The sequence below is a fragment of the Mesorhizobium sp. f-mel genome, from assembly GCF_053850215.1.
This window is the reverse complement of the sequence record NZ_JBSPTO010000050.1, coordinates 1-19,387: the sequence shown is the minus strand read 5'-3', so window position 1 is coordinate 19,387 and position 19,387 is coordinate 1. Positions and strand designations below refer to the sequence as shown.

General features: G+C 58.5%; 10 protein-coding genes, 6 pseudogenes and 1 riboswitch. Of the genes and pseudogenes, 5 read left to right on the top strand and 11 right to left on the bottom strand.

What is annotated here, in order from left to right; all coding sequences use genetic code 11:
• From ACWUKX_RS30040 to ACWUKX_RS30020, 5 genes and pseudogenes are all read right to left on the bottom strand, one after another.
• Positions 1–298 (bottom strand): annotated as a pseudogene (locus ACWUKX_RS30040) (ectoine/hydroxyectoine ABC transporter substrate-binding protein EhuB); the annotation flags it as partial.
• A gap of 492 nt (positions 299–790) precedes the next feature.
• On the bottom strand, positions 791–1,642 hold the full coding sequence (locus ACWUKX_RS30035; RefSeq protein WP_456010285.1) for an alpha/beta fold hydrolase: 852 nt from the start codon (positions 1,640–1,642) through the stop codon (positions 791–793).
• Between the two features lie 231 nt (positions 1,643–1,873).
• Complete coding sequence (ehuB, locus tag ACWUKX_RS30030) at positions 1,874–2,869, bottom strand: ectoine/hydroxyectoine ABC transporter substrate-binding protein EhuB (RefSeq protein WP_456010283.1); 996 nt, start codon at positions 2,867–2,869, stop codon at positions 1,874–1,876.
• 383 nt (positions 2,870–3,252) lie between these two features.
• Positions 3,253–3,390, bottom strand: a pseudogene (locus tag ACWUKX_RS30025) (NAD(P)-binding protein); the annotation flags it as partial.
• Positions 3,391–3,863: 473 nt separating this feature from the next.
• Complete coding sequence (locus ACWUKX_RS30020) at positions 3,864–4,001, bottom strand: Lrp/AsnC ligand binding domain-containing protein (RefSeq protein WP_456010282.1); 138 nt, start codon at positions 3,999–4,001, stop codon at positions 3,864–3,866.
• A gap of 62 nt (positions 4,002–4,063) precedes the next feature.
• Between ACWUKX_RS30020 and ACWUKX_RS30015 the strand changes: the two are divergent.
• From ACWUKX_RS30015 to ACWUKX_RS30005, 3 pseudogenes are all read left to right on the top strand, one after another.
• Positions 4,064–4,324 (top strand): annotated as a pseudogene (locus ACWUKX_RS30015) (aminotransferase class III-fold pyridoxal phosphate-dependent enzyme); the annotation flags it as partial.
• A gap of 636 nt (positions 4,325–4,960) precedes the next feature.
• Positions 4,961–5,077: pseudogene (locus ACWUKX_RS30010) on the top strand (IS110 family transposase); the annotation flags it as partial.
• Positions 5,071–5,199: pseudogene (locus ACWUKX_RS30005) on the top strand (IS110 family transposase); the annotation flags it as partial. The pseudogenes ACWUKX_RS30010 and ACWUKX_RS30005, both read left to right, overlap by 7 nt.
• Before the next feature lie 268 nt (positions 5,200–5,467).
• On the opposite strand, the pseudogene ACWUKX_RS30000 reads toward ACWUKX_RS30005, so the two are convergent.
• Positions 5,468–6,801: pseudogene (locus tag ACWUKX_RS30000) on the bottom strand (IS701 family transposase).
• A gap of 263 nt (positions 6,802–7,064) precedes the next feature.
• On the opposite strand from ACWUKX_RS30000, the gene ACWUKX_RS29995 reads away from it, so the two are divergent.
• Positions 7,065–8,282, top strand: coding sequence for an ATP-grasp domain-containing protein (locus ACWUKX_RS29995; protein ID WP_456010281.1), 1,218 nt, complete (start codon positions 7,065–7,067; stop codon positions 8,280–8,282).
• Between the two features lie 434 nt (positions 8,283–8,716).
• Here ACWUKX_RS29995 and ACWUKX_RS29990 read toward each other — a convergent pair whose 3' ends face one another.
• The 4 genes from ACWUKX_RS29990 to ectB all read right to left on the bottom strand — a co-directional run bounded on the left by ACWUKX_RS29990 (position 8,717) and on the right by ectB (position 13,370).
• Positions 8,717–9,730, bottom strand: coding sequence for a prephenate/arogenate dehydrogenase family protein (locus tag ACWUKX_RS29990; RefSeq protein ID WP_456010280.1), 1,014 nt, complete (start codon positions 9,728–9,730; stop codon positions 8,717–8,719).
• A 257-nt stretch (positions 9,731–9,987) separates the two neighbouring features.
• Positions 9,988–11,217: an ATP-grasp domain-containing protein gene (locus tag ACWUKX_RS29985; protein ID WP_456010279.1), complete on the bottom strand. Its 1,230-nt coding sequence runs from the start codon at positions 11,215–11,217 to the stop codon at positions 9,988–9,990.
• 67 nt (positions 11,218–11,284) lie between these two features.
• A complete protein-coding gene (locus tag ACWUKX_RS29980) occupies positions 11,285–12,121 on the bottom strand; it encodes a 2OG-Fe(II)-dependent halogenase WelO5 family protein (protein WP_456010278.1) in 837 nt (278 codons plus the stop codon).
• Positions 12,114–13,370 (bottom strand): diaminobutyrate--2-oxoglutarate transaminase, encoded by a 1,257-nt coding sequence (gene ectB, locus ACWUKX_RS29975; RefSeq protein ID WP_456010276.1) that lies wholly within the window; start codon positions 13,368–13,370, stop codon positions 12,114–12,116. The genes ACWUKX_RS29980 and ectB overlap by 8 nt, the downstream gene beginning before the upstream one ends.
• Positions 13,371–15,081: 1,711 nt before the next feature.
• Here ectB and ACWUKX_RS29970 point away from each other — a divergent pair.
• Complete coding sequence (locus ACWUKX_RS29970; protein ID WP_456010275.1) at positions 15,082–15,777, top strand: response regulator transcription factor; 696 nt, start codon at positions 15,082–15,084, stop codon at positions 15,775–15,777.
• 584 nt (positions 15,778–16,361) lie between these two features.
• Here ACWUKX_RS29970 and metE read toward each other — a convergent pair.
• Complete coding sequence (gene metE / locus ACWUKX_RS29965) at positions 16,362–18,701, bottom strand: 5-methyltetrahydropteroyltriglutamate--homocysteine S-methyltransferase (protein WP_456010273.1); 2,340 nt, start codon at positions 18,699–18,701, stop codon at positions 16,362–16,364.
• Between the two features lie 89 nt (positions 18,702–18,790).
• Positions 18,791–18,991: riboswitch (cobalamin riboswitch) on the bottom strand.
• Positions 18,992–19,387 lie beyond the last annotated feature (396 nt).

The following is a 19,387-nucleotide window of genomic DNA, read 5'->3' as shown; positions in this document are numbered from 1 at the left end:
GCGAGCCCCAGTCGGTTACGACCGCCTCGACTTTGGTCGTCCCCATCTTCTTGAGAACGTCCAGCGTGATCGCGTTAACTATCCCGAGGGGCTCGCCGTTGGCTCCGGGATAGGCGCTGGGAGACTCGTTGGAGAAGCCGAGGCGGATGGTTTCTCCATTCTTGATTCTCTCGAGCAGCGACTCCGCCGACGCCGAACCGGCAAGCGAGGCGACCGCCATCGCCGCTATGCCGAGTGCGGCAATCCCCTTCAAGGTTGCAGATTTAAAGCTGTGTTCTTCGTCTTTCCACTTGACCATTGGTTATTCCTCCGTTTCCGTTTCGCCGATGGCCCTCCCAATACGCTGCGGGAAATGACCATTGCACTATTTGCTGAGCTTGTAGTCCGGCGGTTCCCATCATCATGCGGGCTATAGAGCCCAGTCAGTATCCTAGGCATGCTGCATCCAGCCAATCTTTCGATACCGGCCGCTTGCACGCTTCATGAGCCTGGCAGCGCAGCAGTGGCGTTTTGTGCGAGAATTGCGGTATATTGGCAGAAATTCGGTGTTTATGGGGTGCATGCGCACATTTCCGTCATCCGCAATAAGGCCAGCGGAGGCGCACCACGTCCGGCATGGCTCCTGACCTGCTGTCCGGATCAATGAGGGGGCAGACGCCAGCGCCTCGGCTTATGCTTTGTGGCCTTGCTTCCATGAGCGCAGGATTCGTCGTATGCGACCACGTCGCTGAGAAAAGATGCGCCCCGGAAATGCTGGCGGCGAGCATTTTGTAGTTCCCATCACTGTTGATTACGCGTGCCATTCACGGATGAGTCTGTTCACGGCTTCGCTCCGGTCAACCTGGATGGAATGGCCTGCATTATTGAGCAGGTGGAAATCTGAATTCCTGATCAGCTTCGCTAGGTTGAGCCCTTGCTCCGGCGTCGCGGTGGGGTCGTTCTTGGACCAAATGATCAACGTCTGGGCCTGAAGCTGATCAAGGTAGGGGAAGATATACTCCTGCTGTAGCAGTGCATAACGATGCAGGTCTGTCTCCTCTTCGGGGAGTCTCTGCCAGATCTCCCATTGTCCCCGGGCAGCGGCCCGCCGATAGGCCTCTCGCTCGGCGCCTTCCACATCCTGCCCGTAGGCGCGGCAGCCTTTCCTGCGGGCCGTGATGTATTCCTCTTCGCTCGGCATCGGGCCGGAACAGTCGTAAGCCTGCCGGCAGGCCTCCATCCAAGCTTCGTCACGGTCATCTCCAAACGCCGGTGACACGGAGTTGGCGGTCAGCAGGACCAGCTTGGAGACAAGATCGCGACGCACGATCGCGACCCGCGCGGCGACGAATGATCCTTCTGAATGGCCGACCAGCGTGATCTGCTTCAACCCCAGTTGTTGGATGAAGCTAATCACATGATCCACACGACAGAGCCGGTTGATGTATTTGCCGTCAGCAGGATAATCCGTCCCGCCAAAATGGAGATGATCAATCGCGACCACCCTAAATTGATCGGATAGCCCGTTCAGCTGCCGAACAAAGGAACTCTTACCCTCTGCGCCGAAGCCCGCCCCGTGCAGGAAAACGATCGGCCGACCGGCTCCGTTCTCGCAGTACGATGTCTCGACACCATCAATCGATACGCGATGCTCGGTGATCATCAGTTCCTCGGCAAAAGGAGGGGGCATCAGATCGGGATTGTGACCATGCGAAGTGGACTACCAATTGCTCCCCCTGAGCGTAGCAGCCTCACATGCCCCGTTGCCGAATTATCTCGTCCGAATACAGGAAATCGGCTCGCTGGAGAATCCGGGTCTTGTCACGTGCTCTGTTGGCTCCGGCCACCGCGGCCGGGAGCCGGTCAAGTGCATGGGGCCATTCCCCGCAAGATTTCAGCCCTTGCACAGGTCGGCGGTCTTAGTGCCATCCGGCAGGTTAATTTTGGTGTAGCCGTATTTCCCGACCGACTGCATCATTTCGTCGGAGCCGATATAAGTCTTCAACACCCCGTTGAAAGCATCGACCGCCGCCTGCTGATTGGGCAGGAAGGCGAGACTTGGGTAGCCGGCCTTCCCAGCCGGCGGGGTGAACGGATCTGCCATTTCAACGCTGTCGTCCTTGTCAGCGAGTTCCTTTACCGTGAAGTAGTTGAGCGACCCTGCCGCCGCGCGGCCGACCTTCACTGCCTGCAAGAATTCGGCCTGGCCGGCGACCTGCATGACACGATCCTCCGGAATGCCCGCGTCTTGGGCGTTCTTGACCGTGTCGGAACCGGCGGTGGTGACCAGCGTCAGGCCCTTGTCACGGATATCGTCAAAGGAGTGCAGGTCTTTGGGATTGCCATTCGGCACGAGCAGGGCTTCGGTAAACTTAGCAAGCGGCTCGGTGAACAGCACATTGCGGCAGCGGTCCGGCAGAATGTACATGCCGCCTGTGATGATGTCGAAGCGGCCCGCCTGCAGGCCAGGAATGAGGGAGCCCCATTCCGTAACGATTGGTTCGACCTTGGTCGTGCCGAGCTTAATAAGGATGTCGAGGGTCATGGCGTTGACGAAGCCGAGCGGCGCGTTGTTCTCGCCAGGATAGGCCGACGGAGGGTCACTGGCGAAGCCAAGACGGACCGTTTCTCCATTCTTGATCTTGTCGAGCAGCGACTGCGCCGAGACCGAACCGGCAAAGCAAGATATTGTCATTGCCGCTAGGCCGAGTGCGGCAATCCCCTTCAAGATTGCAGATTTAGAGCTGTGTTCGGCTTGCCACTTGTCCATTGGTTGGTCCTCCGTTTCCGTTTCGCCGATGGCCTCCCAATACGCACCGGGAAATGGCCATGCACTATTTGTTGAGCTTGTCCGGCGGTTCCCATCGTACTGCGGGCTGTAGAGCCGCACTTCGGTACACTAGGTACGCTTCCATGCAGCCAATCTTTGGTCCTAGCCTCATGAAGGTAGCAGAACCGTTGGCGCGCTTTGTGCGACAATCCTACTTCACACGCATAAATTCGGCGTTTTTACGAGTGGTACGCAGATTTCCCTCATCTGCTTAGTTCGCTTAGAATGAATTGGGCAAGTCGTTGCGGCAAGGCCAGTAGAGGTGGCACCACGTCCGCCATGCCCTAATGCTGGACCCGCCACCCATCACCCGGGCCTGCTTGAAATGGACAGGCTTGCGGCCATCTCGCACAGTTCTCGCGTGGAGTGATTGCCATCTATATTTAGGGTTAAAGGTAAGTCCGCGTCAGGTCGCCATCCTGGATGTCGTCTGGAAATGGAAGGCCGGCTTCAATGAGCAGCACACGATTTCCATTGGCCGATAGCCTGTTCGCCATCACGCATCCGGAGGAACCGCCGCCTACGATGATATAGTCGAAAACCACGCAACCTCGCCAAAAACTATCTGAGTCGGGCAACATGTAGCAACGGCGAGCGAGCCTAACGCGCCGATTGTCTCCTAGGAACGCAGGAAATCAGCGCATTTCCATTCGTATTATGGCTGCTTCCCTACGGGGCGGAAGGTCTTCACACATAATGTTGCGAGAGGTCCGTCACGCTACACCAGGATACAGCCCCGATAGGTCCAGGAGTGCTTTGGCAGTATCGGGCCAACGAATGCCGCTGGGCAGCCGAGAGAGCGCCCGCCCTTCAGCGCCGCTTACAGACCGAGCCGGCACCTGGACCAGAATGATGCGTCGCTTTGCGCTCATCATCGCTCTAGGGGCTGCGAAAGATCCGTCGCCGCAAACCCGTTCCAGCCTAGCCGGCGGGCAAGGCGGCTGACCCTTTCGTCAGTCATTCGATGAACCGGATGAAGCCACCTGTTCAATCCCGCAAAATCGCGCTTGCTAGACATCGATTGGAACCGCCAAGGTTACCTTCGTGCGATCCATCACAACCATCGTACTGTAACTTTTAACAGCCGGGCTATCAAAAAAAAGCGCCTCGAGAAGGCGTCATATTCTGACAAGTCACGCACCGAGAGAATGAGAACGAAATCGGCGTTACCCGTGACAGCGTACGCGCTCATTACTTCAGGTGCGCGCTGTAGAGACTGCTTGAACCGATCGATTACGTCGGAACGATAGCGCTCAATGTCGAGGCGGCATCAATGCTGCGAGCGTTGATTGGCTGCAACGGCTGCGCGAACTAACCTCGCGGCACGGAATCTTGATGATACTCGATGACATTCAGGCAGGAGTCGGTCGCGCCGGCAGTTTCTTCAGTTTCGAAGCAGCTGCAATTGTGCCGGACATTGTGACCCTCTCCAAGTCTTTGTCGGCGATCGGGACCCCAATGTCCCTTATTTTGATGAAGCCTGAACTTGACGTCTGGGCGCCGGGTGCGCACACCGACAGAGCGACGTGAGGCGTCGTACGTCTTACTGGAGATGCTATCGGTGACCCTGCGAAAGAAGTTGAGCGTGCTAGCAGCAACCCGGAAGCGATTTCGATCGGAGGACCGCATGTAAACGTTGTCGGTCTATGCATGCGACGAATCGCTCTGCACATGCGTTCATTGGACGCACTTGCTTCACGGTCTACTTGCGCCCGGTCGATATCCTCCCCTTGGTGTCATGGGGTCACTTCACCTGCGGAGGGTAGAATGTCTGGACATCGTTATAGCTCTTTCCTTCAGGGTTTGGCGAAGCTCCGGTGCCTCGGCCGCCTGAATCGATTTCGAGACGATGGGCCATGATCCGCCCACGCGATTGCGAAAACGGCATCATTCAGCGGCCACGCCGGCTAACGGTGCTACAGGTCCCACTGGTAATGCATTAAAAAAGGCAGCTGCATCGATCGAATGTGCTTCAGCTTCGCGGTGCAGGCACTCACGGGCCGCCTCACGGTCAAGGCAGACCACTTATACTAGATGCCGTAATGGGCCGGCCTTCGCGAGCATAGCCAGGTTGGGTGGCTGTCCCTCAGAATGATGGGTGTTGAAACGGAGTCCGAGCGATCGGCTCCAAACATCATGAGAGGAACAGCCATGGAACATTATGCGGGAATCGATGTCTCTCTGGAAGAGAGCAGCGTGTGCATTGTTGACGCGACCGGAACGATCATGCGCGAGGTCAAGATCGCCAGCGAGCCGGAGGCGACGTGGCGAAACGTCGGGGCATGAAGCGCGCCAAGGTGGCCCTTGCCCGCAAGTTGGGCGTCGTGCTCCATCGCATGTGGGTGGATGCGACCGACTTCCGATGGAGCAAGGCCGCAGCGATGGCATAGGAGATAGAGCGTTCGGAGCGAGCCGAAACGGCACCGCTCTCCTGAGGTCCCGTCGCCGGGACGAGGGCTTGGCAAGGTCGTGTGTAGTGCTGTGAATGCTTCGGCAAACCACGCTTCCTAGATTGACCTGTCAGCTCTGGATCTGATGGCATAGTGTGGCGGCCTTCGCGCTGACCACGGACAGAAGCATGATCCTGGCGACGAGATATCGTTCAGAGGGGACTTGACGAACGAAGGCCCATTACAGAAGCACTACTTTGGCGGATTTTTAGCAGTGAGGATTCTGCGGCAGTGCGGACAACTGATTGGGGGCGGCTGCGCGAGCGCGGTGAGGATGGCTTGCCTGACGGCGGGCAGGCTCGGTTGGGGCGGCGGGCCGAGGATTCTTTTTTCCCCCTCCCGCTTGTTTGAGGCGGCGAGATTGCAGGAAGGCGTAGGCGATCATCGTCATCAGCGCGTGCCGGTGAGGTCTGTCCATGAGCGCCCCTCGAAGTGGTCGAGGCCAAGTTCCTCCTTGAGCTGCTGATGCGCCTGTTCGTAGACCCAGCGCGCCTTGATGGCGCCTGCGATCTGCTTGAGCGGGGTGTCGGCGGGCAAGTTGGAGAGGTAGTATTTGCGCTCGCCGGTCGAGCGGTGCTCGCCGATCACCCAGACCTCCTCGCCGGGCAGATGCTGAGCGCGCCTCTCGGCGCGCTTCGCCGCTGTCCGTGTCCGGGTTGCAGATGGCCCACCCCAGCGCATCCGCGACATGGGCGCCTGACTGTTCGCCATTGGGCTTTCTCCAGCATCGCCTGTGCGGTCATCGACTTCACATCGGGGATATGCCGCTGGCGCGGGCGGCCGCGTCCGGCAACGGGGAAGATCATCGCCACGTCGGCGGGATAGACCTTCTGCTTGAACGGGATGCCGACGGCCCAGATCAGGCCGCGCTCGGTGAGTGCCTGCCGGAAGGGGGCGCTCAAGCCATAGCCGGCATCGGCGAGCACGCAGCCAAAGCGTAGGCCGGCTGCGCGAGCCCGGTCGATCTCGGCCAGCGCGATTTCGGGCTTGGTCCTGGAGGCACGATGGTCCTCGGGCACACGGGCCCGATCGAGCCGGGCAGGATCGGAAGTCCAGCTCTCGGGCAGAAACAGCCGCAGCCCCACCATGACCGGCACTTCGCCAGAGGCCAGCGTCAGCGACACCAGCGTCTGGCAGTTGGCGGTCTTGCCAAGCGCCGAGGCATATAGCGGCGCGACGCCGACCGAGTGGCGCCCCTTCTTGGGCAGCGCGGTGTCGTCCACGATCAGCCACGCATCGTTCCCGCCAACTTGTCTGTCGGCCTCCGCGAGCAGCACCTTCTCCAGCGGCGCAGCATCCCACACGACCGCTCGCGACGAAGTGGTGCAGCTGGTCATAGTTGACGCCTGCATCGCGCGCCGCTATCGGTTGGACGCTCTTGCGATCCCCAAGGCCAATCAGCCCAGCAATATAGGCCGGACACATCCCGCACGCGTCTTGTGCCTCAAGGCCGAGACGAACGGCTCAAGCCACCGCTCCAGATCGACTTGCCAATCCCTGTTCATGGCCGGCCCCTCCAACAGCCGACCTCTCATGAATCACGCTTAGCAACTTTAACTTTCGAGCGTGCTGAGTTTTCTCAAGCCTTCGTCTCACATCGCCTGGACCTGTACGGCCTATGTCTTTGAACATTGCAATCCTCCAAAATTCGTCAAGATGCTGGGCCCACACCTCGGGGTGCAACGAATCCTTCAACTAACTTTACGAACTCTTCATGATCGCAGTTAACCGACACTGGTATACAGTCTGAACAACTGACGCGCATTTCCGCTCAGACCCACCACACTGCACACAACGGAGGTCCAATGGAAACCAGAGCGCTCATCCTGGTTGAAGGTCATTCAAGAGGTAATGGCCTGCGATACGTCCAAGCGGCCCGATGTCTTGATCTTCGTCCAATTACGTTGTCGGCTGATCCAGTTCAGTACGACTATATTGCGGCCGAAAGGAGCGAGGCGATCCGTGTCGATACAACCAATCTCGATGCGCTAATCCGCCAATGTTCCCGGCTTCGTGCCACGTATGGCATTGCTGGCATTACTGGCTTCGCGGGCGCCGACGAGTCGGTTTATGCGATGGTTGGCAAGCTCTGCCGCCACTTCGATTTACCGGGGCCGAATCCCGCATTGATTGAACGATGCTGCGACAAATTTACTCAACGTCAGCTCCTAGCGGAGGCCAGCGTTCCAGTGCCTGCTTATCGCTTGGCTGCCACTGCGACGCAAGTAGAAAGCGCTGCCGCGGAGATCGGGCTGCCGGTGATTGTTAAGCCAGCCATCGGCAGCGGCAGCATGGGGGTCCGATTATGCCGCAATACCGATGAGTTAGCCGAACATACGACTTATCTGCTGGGCGGAAAGGATAATTGGCCGTCTGCGCCGCGAATACTCGTCGAAGAATTCGCACGAGGTCCTTTTTATAGCGTCGAGATAATGGGAAATGAGGTTATTGGGATTGTCGGCGTTGACTTTGGCCCGCCACCGCATTTCGTTTTCCGGAAGACGATCTTTCCGGCCCCGCTGACCTTCGATGAGCATGAGCGTATCGTTGAGGTTTCGCTGAGCTGCTTGGAAGCTCTCGGCCTTGGCTGGGGGCCAACGAACATCGAACTCCGGTGGACGAAGCGTGGCCCGGTAGTCATCGAAGTCAATCCGCGTCTCGCTGGCGCACTCGAGCCTCAACTCGTCCAACTGGCTTGCGGTATCGATCTCATCACCGAGCACATTAAGCTCGTCATCGGTCAGGAATGGGTTTTGCGAAGAAGGCATTCGCGGACAGCGGCCGCGCGATTCCTGCTTCCTGATCGTGATGGCACTCTGGATTGGATCAATGGCGACAGTAGGGCGGCTGCTGTGCCAGGTGCCGCCGAAATTAAACTGTATGTTGAGCCCAACACGCCAATCGTCAGAAAAGGCGATTACCGAGACTGGCTTGGACATGTCATCGCCGTTTCTCCTACTGCCGCTCAGACCGAGGCGATACTTCAGAGGGCCGCGGAATTAATCGAATGGTCCATTACATAATCTTCAACCTCGGCTGGCAAGAAAAGTCAGCGGATTCTCACCTCTAGCCCAACAGAGTTGACCGTCGTCGGCATAACTATTCCTGAGGCAATACATCACTTTCGCGGTCGAGCTTCGCGACACGCGTAGTGCAAGTGAACGGGATAGCGTTCGACTTCTGACATGTTTTCGTTTGGGGATTTCGTTAAGGATGTTAGCGATAGCGTCCGTGGAAGGTCTCCACGGTTCGTTTGGAGGCCCGTCGCAATCAGCGCCTAAGCTGGCGAGCAGTTTCTCGATGCGGTTGAGATCTGGGCTATAGGGCGCAGAAAAAAGGGCCTTGGGCCGGCGGCTCTGGTTAAAGCCGATAACGCGTGAGGCTCGCCGGAGACCGGAATCGCGGCAAGCTCCTCATTGAGTGGCCGCGCTTGGTCGGCGGGTGAGATTCCTCCGTCCTACTGACTCTTGGACCAAGATACAGGTGGCGTCGCCGCTGCTGCGATAGGGATGCTCGTGGCCTGGTACCGCTGCTCTTGCACGACCATTGGATGGCCAATCGCCTGGCGGCCGAAATCGGCCAGGTCAACATCCTGCCCCGACTCAATGACCGAGCGGCGGACGGCGCGGGTGCGGGTGAACAGGTCGAACAGCTTTTCGCCGTCGCCCCAGCGGATCGCTCGTTGCAGCGAGGCGAGATCCTCGGAAAATCGCGCCAGCATTTCCAAGATGGCGCCCTTGTTGTGCAGGCAGACGTCCCGCCACATGGTCGGGTCGGAGGCCGCCAGACGCGTGAAGTCGCGAAAGCCGGAGGCCGAGTATTTGATGACCTCGGACTTGGTCACCGACTCCAGATCGTCGGCGGTACCGACGATGTTATAAGCGATGATGTGCGGCAGGTGCGAAACGATGGCCAGCGTCATGTCGTGGTGCTGGGGGTCCATCGTGTCGATTTTGGAGCCACAGCGCCGCCAGAATTCCGAGAGCCTTTCCAGTGCCGCCGGATCGGTGCCGGGCAGCGGCGTGAAAATGCACCAGCGGTTCTGGAACAGTTCGGCAAAACCGGCATCCGGTCCCGATTTTTCAGTGCCGGCCAAAGGATGGCCGGGGATGAAATGCACGCCCGCCGGCACATGCGGCTGCATCTGCGCGATCACCGATGCCTTGGCGGAGCCGACATCGGTGAGGATAGCGCCGTTCTTAAGCGCGGGTTGGATTTCCTCAGCCACGGCCCCGCAGGCACCGACGGGCACTGAGACGATGATAAGGTCGGCCCCGCGGGCCGCTTTCCTCGCGTCGGTCGTGTAGTCGTCGCCGAGCTTCAGCTCCTCCGCGCGCTTTAGAGTCTCGGCGCTACGACTTGCAACGGCGATATGGCCGGTCAGCACCTCGCGGCAGATGACGCGCGCCAGCGAAGAGCCGATCAGGCCGATGCCGACCAAGGCGATCTTTTCAAATATGGGTTTCGACATGACTAGTTTTTCCAGTGAGCGCGGCAACTACGCCGTCTTCGGTTCCGGCCATCCGCAGCGCGTTGGGATGACAGTAGCTCCGCAAAGCGCCGCTGAGTATAGCCGCGCGACGTGAGATGAGCGCCGACGCTTTATCTTGTCCAGGTGATAAACCCGCTAAAAACTGCCCCTCTCCTCCTCTCGATTGCACCAATGTTCTGCGCGATCGTCTCTGGCTGGGCATCTTCGCAAATGCGGAGGTGAGGGGCTGCTGACTGTCATTGTTCGCCAAGAGTCGTAAATGGTGAAATCGACCAACTAATTAAGTCGACAGCAGACTGAAGTATCGCGGCAGTCCGAGCTTGGCATGGTGAAGCGGCGATGACATGTCCCATTCGGTCTCGGTAATCGCCTTTCCTCACAATCGGCGTCTTGGGTTCAACATACAAGTCGACCTCGACGACACCTGGTACAGCAGCTGCATGAAGATCACCACCAATCCGATCCAGAGTGCCATTGCGATCAGCGATCAGGAACCGCACGCCCGCCGCTTGTGAATACGTTCTCCGCAAATCCCATTCCTGACCGATGACAAGCTTGACGTGTTCGGTGACGAGATCGATACCGTAACTGCGCTGAACCAGTCGAGGGTTGGCCCCACCCGCAAGACGCGGATTGACTTCAATCACGACTGGCCCACGCTCCGTCCACCTTGACTCAACGAACGAGGGCCCCCAGCCAAGGTTGAGAGCTTGCATACAGCTGAGCGAAACATGGGCGATGCGTTTATACTCGTCATCAGTCAGCAGGGCCGGATGAGTGTACCCACGACAGACGAAATGCGGTGGGGGGCCGCCTTCAACGGCACAAATCCCAACGACTTGAGTTCCCATTATGTCGGCGCTAAAGTGTGGTCCTTGTGCGAATTCTTCGACCAGTATCCGCGGCGAGGAGGGCCATATGTGGTTCTCGCCCAACAAATAGGTTGTATGTTCGGCCAGCTCATTGGCGTTGCGGCACAAGCGAACGCCGATGCTGCCGTGGCCTACGGTTGGCTTGAGAACTACGGGAAGGCCGATCTCCGCGGCAGCGCTTTCTACCTCCGTCGCATTCGTTGCCAAGCGATAAGTAGGTATTGGAACGCCGGCCTGCTCAAGGAGCTGACGTTGCACAAATTTGTCGCAACATCGCTCAATCGATGTGGGGTTCGGTCCCGGTAGATCGAAATATCGGCAAAGCTTGCCAACGGTTGCATAAACCAACTCGTCAGCGCTCGTTATACCAGCAATGGTATAGGTCGCATTTAGCCGGGAACATTCGCGGATCAGCGCGTCGAAATTGTTTGTATCGACACGGATTTCCTCACACCCTCCCGCCGCAAGATAGTCGTGCCGAGCGGGCTCGGCCGCCAGAGTAATTGGGTATAGATCAAGACACTGGGCTGCTTTCACGTAGAGAAGCCCGTTGCTCCTTGTGCCTTCAACCAGGATGAGCGCTCTTTTTGACATTGTCTTTGACCCTCCTTTGCGTGCTGCGCGCCGGTCGAAGTCCGGTCAGTCGCCACGACATCCGACATCAGGTCCACCACAGAACAAGATCCGGACGCGCAAACCCGAAAAAGCTGTTCAGCACCAGGCGCTTTCCGCTTCCTGATTGACCGGTAACCCCGTGAACGAAGCCGCCGTCAATTATTACGATATCCCCGGCCTTGAGTTGGAGCTCGCGACTAGGGACGGCCTCGAGATACGTTGCCGAATAGGGATAGCCAGTGGTCTCCACACCCTGCGACTTTCGGTCCGAGACAGTCGGCTTATGGCTCCAGAGCCTCAGATTGCCACCTTTCTCGGCCATGCTGGGATAGAAGTTGAGCGCTGCGACAGTATTGTGCGCCACCGCAGAAAGCTCGTAATCAATGCCAGCACGTAAGACTTGAGCGACATCGTCGTGGGGATCCAAGGAAAACGTGCCACTGCCTGACCAACTGAGAGCGCGACAAACATTGGCCTGACCGCGTTCCGAACGGGCCAGCCGCAATTCGATGCCCTGATTGTGAAGCTCGCGCTTCAACGCGCCGAATATTGCTCGGACCGGGTCGACCAAATTCTCAAAAATGGCCTCGACGCACGGTCGCGCAGCTTCCGCATCTGCGAAATAGGTGCCTGCATCCTTCCTGTAGTGAGATGCGCCGACGTATTGTCCGGGCACCCCATCTGTACGTTCCTTGAGACCGGGACTGTGACTGAAGTTTGCGGTGATCTCCTCGGCTACTTCAGTGGTGAAAGCTTGCTTGATGTGCAGAGCGGTAATGTCACCTTTGAGGACTGAGATTATGTCCGCAGTGCTGATCGAGCCGGTCCGTTCTCTGACTGAAACCGGGGAGATGGCGGGCGCTTGAGCTCTCTGATTAGGCATTGTCTTGCTCCTTCAGTGCGCGATCAAGGATGGCGATGCCATGATCGAGTTCGGCATCGGTTATGGTTAGCGGAGGGAGGACTTTGATTACGTCGCGATTTGGCCCTGAGGATTCGATAAGCAGACCATTTTCGAACGCGACATCGTGCACGCGGCCAACAACGGCCGGTGAACGGCACTTGAGGCCAGCCATCAGACCGCGGCCGCGCTTTTGTTCGATGTGTCTGGGAAATTTCGCAACGAGGCGGTCAAGGTGCCCCTGCAGTTTGGCGGCTGTCTGCTCCAGGCCTGCAGTAAACTGCCTGTCGGACCACATTTTGCACATCGCCCCTGCCGTGACGAAGGCGAAATTGTTGCCTCTGAAGGTCCCGCTATGTTCTCCGGGCATCCATATGTCCAAGTCGGGTCGAATCAGAACGATGGACAACGGACTGCCTGAACCGCTTAGGGACTTGGAAAGGCACACGATATCCGGTTCGATTTTCGCGGACTCAAACGAGAAGAAATCGCCAGTTCGACCCGCACCCGCCTGAATATCGTCGACGATAAAAACAAGGCCGTGCTTACGGCAAATGCGCTGAATTTCGTTGAGCCAAGCCGCGGATGCGGCGTTCATGCCGCCTTCTGCCTGGATCGTCTCCAGAATGATTGCGGCTGGCTTTTCTATGCCGCTCCCCGGGTCGCCCAAAACGCGGTCGATGTAGTTCGCGGAATCGAAGGCTTGGCTCGGATAGCCGTCATAAGGGACACGAATCACATCGTGGCGCGCAACGCCTCCCAGCTCTCTGGTAGACGCCGACCCCGACAGCGCCAGGGAGCCGAGCGACATGCCGTGGAACGCATTCGTGAATGCCATGATGCTCGAGCGGCCGGTATACTTTCGCGCCAGCGCCAGCGCCGCTTCGTTGGCGTTTGTGCCGGTCGGCCCAGGAAACTGAATCTTGTACGAAAGACCTCTGGGTTTTAGGATCCAATCGACAAACGCTTCAATGAAGTCACGCTTTGCCACCGTATGGATATCAAGCGATAGAAGAATGTTCTGACCCATGAGACATTCGATTGCTGGGGCCATTATATTCGGGTTGTTGTGTCCGTAATTCAGTGATCCGGACCCCACAAGGAAATCGATATGAGGCTTGCCGGTCTCGTCCCAGATCGTCGCCCCAACGGCCTTCGTAAAGACTGTGGGAAACGTGCGGCAATAGCGGCGAACATTGGATTCATGAGCCGTGAAAGCGGCGGTGTTCATTTTTAGTCCTCTGCCCGTAGATTATTTAACAAGGATAGCGATAAAGCGCTTGTGGTTCGTGGTAGATGTTCTTCCTGTCACATCGACATCAGAATCGCCGGACGAAACTTCTTTGGTCGGCACTTTCGCGGGAGTCGATTGGTGGTGCGAACATCCTCTTCGAAATGTCGCCAATTGTTGCGTTGCTCTCCAAAGCTGATACATCGGGAGAATGCGATAGAACGAAATCGTTTCTAGAATTTTCGGGCAAGCACCGATACTACGGCATCGGGTAGTTGACGGATCAGGCCCATCGCCCATTCGAGCAATTCCGGCCGACCAATCATAGGCGTGGTGCGATCCGCTGGAGCGCGTCACCACAGGTTGTTAGCGCGGCGTCGCGAAGCCGCTCGCGAGCCCTCAACAGCGCCGTAGCAAGCGAGCGGCTTTGCGGCGGTCATCGATCTTCCCCGGCAAAGCTCGGGTTGCGCACACCAACGTGATTTAACGGAACCATTGATGACCGATGACATGATGGCTGCGCGCGCTCTCTTGGAGGAAACTGTGGATTCCCGATCTCTTGCGCGACATTATTGGTTTTCCCGCCGAGCGGATGGACTTGGAGGTTGGGGCCGCCAACGCGCGCCGCCTATGGCGAGAAAAGCCCGTTGTGTATGGCCCGGCGCTACGCGACGGGGAGACGCGCCGGCACCGTCGAGCTGCGCATACCAAGCTCAGGAATAGCTCCAATTTCCCATTCCCTAACCGCGTCGCACGGCCGACAGGCGCTGGTGCGCTCGTAGAGGGTGCTATCCAGTTCTAGATCACAGCTTCACGGCTCGAGAGGCGCGGAAGCGATCTGTTCCGACAAATGGGTAGAGAGCTTCGTAGAAACACTGAAAGCCGAGGCGTCTGTCCCATGGGCAAGTTGGCGCGTTCCGCAAAAGGCACCTGGGGCAAATTCAGAAAAGTGTGTTTGCTCAGATACGTCAACAAATGACGGTGCAACCAGCCCGGGCGATCGCGAAGTCAGAGGCGACTTTCCGGTTTCCGGCTCCGCCGATGATCGCTGGGCACGCTTCGCGTCCTCCGCAGGGCGATCCAGTCTGCAATTTCAGGGAACCGCCCGGTGGCAGACAGCAAATGTTGAGTTTGTCGAGTCCGCGACATTGTGGTGTCCGGCCTCATCTTCTGCTGCATTCTCGTTAAGCGACTGAAATAAAAGTGGCAAAAATCTTCTCGGCGGCTCTCTTCGGGTTGGCACGAATTTTGATGTTCTGGTCTTGAGACAAGGAACTGCCGGGAGGCATTGATGACGCGGAGTGACATTGCGCTCCGGGGAACGGAGGTGGCAAGAAACCTTGTCAGGTCAGCATCAGATAGCGCGTATAAAGGAGGCACCGAGTTTAGCGGCGGGAAGCCGCGCCGAGGTGATAGCTGCGATTGACTTCGACTCCATGTCGGACCAGCTCGGGTCGTACCGGACGGGTCTGCTTGGCAGACCTGATCGAACAGCTGATCCGCGGCCTCCATCGCTGGCCGCTGAGCAAGACCTCATGTGGGGTGTTTGGGTGTTCGTTTCCACGCTAACACCAAATTGCCAATCGGCAGCAGGCCATGAGGAGAGTGTCGGTGGCACCGGCAGAAGCACGAGCAGGCGCAGCGAAGCGGCGCTTGAGAGAAGCTGCCTCGCGACCCGCGCCGAAATCATTGATTGGTGAAAGGCCCCCAAATGAAGCCACTAATCCTGATGTGTTCGCAGGATGCCGAGTTCTACCTGGTCTTCAGTCACGTCCTGGAGGTGGACGGCTTCGCAACCGAGCTGGCCGGCGGCGTCGAGGACGCGATCCGCCAAGCGACTGAGCGCGAGACGGCGGCTGTCGTCCTGGACTGCCAACCGGCTAGCGCTATCGGCCCGGGGATCTGCACTCGGCTGAAAGGCGAGCTGCAAACCGACGCCCTGCCCGTCATCGCCCTGATCGCGTCCGGCGCCGAGCACCAACAGCTCGATCTGCTCAAGGCCGGCATTGACGAAAGTTTCCTGCGGCCCTTCGCGCCGGCCAAGTTGCTTGCTTACCTAGGAGCGAAGCTGCGGACGAAGCCGTTGAATTCCCACAGCGGGGGGGACGGAGGGTCGTTGACCTGCGGCCAGCTTAATATGCAGCTCGGCAGCCACCGGGTACATTGCAATGGCCAGCAACTCCATCTTGGCCCACTCGAGTTCAACCTCCTACGTTACCTGATTGAAAACCCCGGCAAGGTTTGCAGCCGCGACGAACTTGTTGGCGCCGCCTGGCCCGCGAATATCCATGTCGGCGCGCGCACCGTTGACGTCCATATCAGCCGACTGAGAAAGGCACTCTCGCCCCACAACGTCATCCGAACCATACGCTCGGCCGGCTATGCGCTCGAAGAGCAGGAAATCTGATTCGACGATCGTGTCGCCGTGTGTGATGCAGCTCGGCGGAGCAAAAGCTGCTCGCGAGCGCGCCCTCAACAGCGCTGTAGCGAGCGAGCGGCTTTGCGGTGGTCATCGGCGCTTCCGTAAGTCTGGTTGCGACAACCCCCTTTGACCGGACTTGACTACTGGTGCGACGACATGATGAACCTGCGCGCTCGGGCAGAATAACCTGACGCCGAACTCTTGCGCGAGATGATCTAGCTGAAGCGCAGCAGTAGGGGCAGCCAGGCGAATGAGGTGATCACCACTTCCGAGCACAGGGTTTAAAGCGGCATCATGTGACGAGCTTCCTGTGTTCAGATCAGCGGACGCGACGCCCGGCTTGCTAGAGATGCGCTCTGAATCAACGGCACCATCATTGGCAAGCACGTGTACAGATCGTCGCGGCGGAAAAAGAACCAGAGCAGTGAAATCGGCGCCCGTCAGCGCGCGCCGCGACCCCTGACTTCCTGACGAAACGGCACATGCCCCACTCCTATGCCGGCATCGAGTTCGAACAACTTCAGTCCAGTGTATGCCGTCCATCCGCCGGGCGACGGCATACACTTTTGCTAGGCTGCCTTTGGTGCGTCTCTCAGAGAACGCGCGGCTTTGACCATGTTGACAAGTGCCGGGCGGACTTCCTCCCATCGACGTGTCTTCAAACCGCAATCCGGGTTGACCCAAATCTGACTGTCGCAAAGATGCTGGCGCGCTTGAGAGAGCAGGCTCGTCATCTCATCGACTCCCGGCACCCGCGGTGAGTGGATATCATAGATGCCCGGTCCAATCTCGTTCGGATATTTAAAGCGTCGGAAGGCGTCGAGCAATTCCATCTGCGAGCGCGAGGTTTCGATGGAGATCACATCGGCATCCATGGCCGCGATCGCGTCTATGATGTCGTTGAATTCGGAGTAGCACATGTGCGTGTGGATTTGGGTCACATCATACACGCCCGTCGAAGCGAGCCGAAAGCACTCGATGGCCCATTCGAGATAATGCTTCCACTCTGATTTGCGCAGCGGCAAGCCCTCGCGCAGGGCAGCTTCGTCGATCTGAATCACCTTGGCGCCGGCGCTTTCGAGATCACCCACCTCGCCACGGAGGGCGAGCGCGGTCTGACGGCAGACCACCGAGCGCGCAAGATCGTCGCGCACAAAGGACCAATTGAGAATCGTCACGGGGCCGGTGAGCATGCCTTTAACGGGTTTGTCAGTTAGCGATTGGGCGTATTGCCACCAGCGCACCGTCATCGGATTGGGCCGCGATACGTCGCCAAAAATGATCGGGGGGCGCACACAACGCGACCCGTAGCTCTGCACCCAGGCGTGCTGCGTGGAAACGAAGCCGGAAAGCTGCTCCCCGAAATATTGCACCATGTCGTTTCGCTCAAACTCGCCGTGCACCAGCACGTCCAGTCCGATCTCCTCCTGCCAACGGATGGCTGCTTCGATCTCCTTCCTCAGGAACGCCTCATAGTCGACATAGCTCAGTTCTCCCTTCGCGTGGGCTGCGCGCGCATTGCGAACCTCAGGCGTTTGCGGGAAAGAACCGATCGTCGTGGTCGGGAAAGCCGGCAAGCAGAGCCTTTCGTTCTGAAGCCTGCAGCGTTCCGAAAAACCGCTGTTCCTGCGCGTCATGCCGTCGTCGACAAAGGCGAGGCGTCCTTCGACCAGCGGATCATGGACCTTCGGGGACGTCAAACGCGCGGCGGCTGCTTGGGTCGAAGACTCCAGTTCTGCCGCAACCGCCTCCCGGCCTTCGGACAAGGCCCGGGCGATCGTGGTCAGTTCGTCTATCTTCTGCGCTGCGAATGCGAGCCATGACTTTAAGTCCCTGTCGAGCGTGGTTTCCAGTTCAAGGTCCATCGGCACATGCAGAAGCGAGCACGAGGGCGCGATCTCCACTCGCTCCAGCGGCCAGCCGGCGACGACCGGCTTGATCCGGTCAAGCATGGGGCGCAGGTTCGCGCGCCAGACGTTGCGGCCGTCGATCAGGCCAAGCGAAAGCACCAGGTCTTTTGGCGCAAGCCGGCCCACCGCCTCCAATTGTTCGGGCGCGCGTGCAAGGTCAAGATGCAGGCCCGCCACAGGAAGCGAAAGAGCGGTCTCGAGATTGCCGTCCAATCCGCCGAAATAGGTGGCGAGCATGATCTTCAGCTCCGGTGCCGCTTGCGACAGTCGGTCGTAGGCAAAATTGAACGCGCCTTGCTCGTTTGGCATGAGATCGAGCACGAGCGCCGGCTCATCGATCTGCACCCAGTCGGCGCCCGCGAGTTTCAGTCGGCGCAGCAGCAGCTCGTAAACCGGCAGCAGCCGCGGCAGCAGCGCAATAGGGTTGAAATCCCGGGTGGGCGATTTGGCCAGCTTGAGGAAGGTGACGGGCCCAAGGATGACCGGGCGGGTGTGAATGCCCAACGCCCTGGCATCAAGGAAGTGATCCAACGGCTTTGACGACGATAGGGCAAAGGCTTGATCATCGGCGAGCTCCGGGACCATGTAGTGGTAGTTGGTGTCGAACCACTTGGTCATTTCCAGCGCTGTCACGGCCTGACCGTGATCGGTGTGCTCGCGACCAGCAGCATCTCCCTGGCTGCCACGCGCCATCGCAAAATACGTGTCGAGCGAGATTTCCCCCTCGCTCCAGCCATAGCGTGGCGGGACAGCACCGACCATTGTTGCTGTATCGAGCACATGATCGTAGAGCGAGAAGTCGTTGGACGGAATCTTTGTCACGCCACGGTCGCGTTGTTCAATCCAGCTCGCGACACGTAGTGCCCGCGCCGTTTCGAGAAGATCGGTAGCGGACGATTTTCGCGACCAATAGGCCTCAAGCGCGTGCTTTAATTCGCGACGGCGCCCAATACGCGGCACGCCAAGCGTGGCTACAGGAACTTTCTGGGAGAGAGACATACCATACCCCGATGGTTGGGGCGTGGAGGCAAGGCAGACGTCGGCAACCAGACAAGCCAGTCACCACGCCCACCGAGACACCCCGCCTGTGGACCTTGTTCGCCGTGGCAGGTCTCCTGGCTCGCGGGTCAACACCTCAGCCCGTCTTCCCGAGGCTATTCACCTCAGTGACATGAATGGGCCTGGCTCGTCGCTTACAGTTGCGGGGGCAGCGCCGGCATCTTCACCGGCTTCCCTCTTAGCTCTGTTGGGCCGAACCGCATCAGAGAACCATCGACTACTTACATTTCGGCGAAGAGGACATTGCTGTCAATCACATAAACAAATCTTTATATTGTGACCCAACTTGGTACGATAGTTGCCAGGCGTCGGGTGATAGCGACCGTCCTTTCGGCCGGCGGCCTGCTCAATTTCTTCCGCTTTGGCCAGCCGTATGGACTGTCGCAGGTACAGACTACCCGTTGTGCCAGGGGTTGACTCCGATCACGCTGGAAGCAACATCTCGGATATACTCGAAGTGAGCTTAGGCGAAGGCAATTCGCTCTCTTTCCCGGGCACTGCGTGACGCCCTGGGGGAACTGATCAGTCCCCCAGTCGGCCCACTTCGCGGGGTATCTAGACGATTGCCGAGCTCAACTGCAGCAACATCGCTCATTGATGGAACGAGAATCGAGGACAATTTTTGG

What these genes read in the sequence shown, in the direction of transcription:
- ACWUKX_RS30035 (WP_456010285.1), bottom strand. Translation starts at nt 1,642, where the DNA reads ATGATCACCGAGCATCGCGTATCGATTGATGGTGTCGAGACATCGTAC.
- ACWUKX_RS30020 (WP_456010282.1), bottom strand. Translation starts at nt 4,001, where the DNA reads ATGAGCGCGTACGCTGTCACGGGTAACGCCGATTTCGTTCTCATTCTC.
- ACWUKX_RS29995 (WP_456010281.1), top strand. Translation starts at nt 7,065, where the DNA reads ATGGAAACCAGAGCGCTCATCCTGGTTGAAGGTCATTCAAGAGGTAAT.
- ACWUKX_RS29990 (WP_456010280.1), bottom strand. Translation starts at nt 9,730, where the DNA reads ATGTCGAAACCCATATTTGAAAAGATCGCCTTGGTCGGCATCGGCCTG.
- ACWUKX_RS29985 (WP_456010279.1), bottom strand. Translation starts at nt 11,217, where the DNA reads ATGTCAAAAAGAGCGCTCATCCTGGTTGAAGGCACAAGGAGCAACGGG.
- ACWUKX_RS29980 (WP_456010278.1), bottom strand. Translation starts at nt 12,121, where the DNA reads ATGCCTAATCAGAGAGCTCAAGCGCCCGCCATCTCCCCGGTTTCAGTC.
- ectB (WP_456010276.1), bottom strand. Translation starts at nt 13,370, where the DNA reads ATGAACACCGCCGCTTTCACGGCTCATGAATCCAATGTTCGCCGCTAT.
- ACWUKX_RS29970 (WP_456010275.1), top strand. Translation starts at nt 15,082, where the DNA reads ATGAAGCCACTAATCCTGATGTGTTCGCAGGATGCCGAGTTCTACCTG.
- metE (WP_456010273.1), bottom strand. Translation starts at nt 18,701, where the DNA reads ATGTCTCTCTCCCAGAAAGTTCCTGTAGCCACGCTTGGCGTGCCGCGT.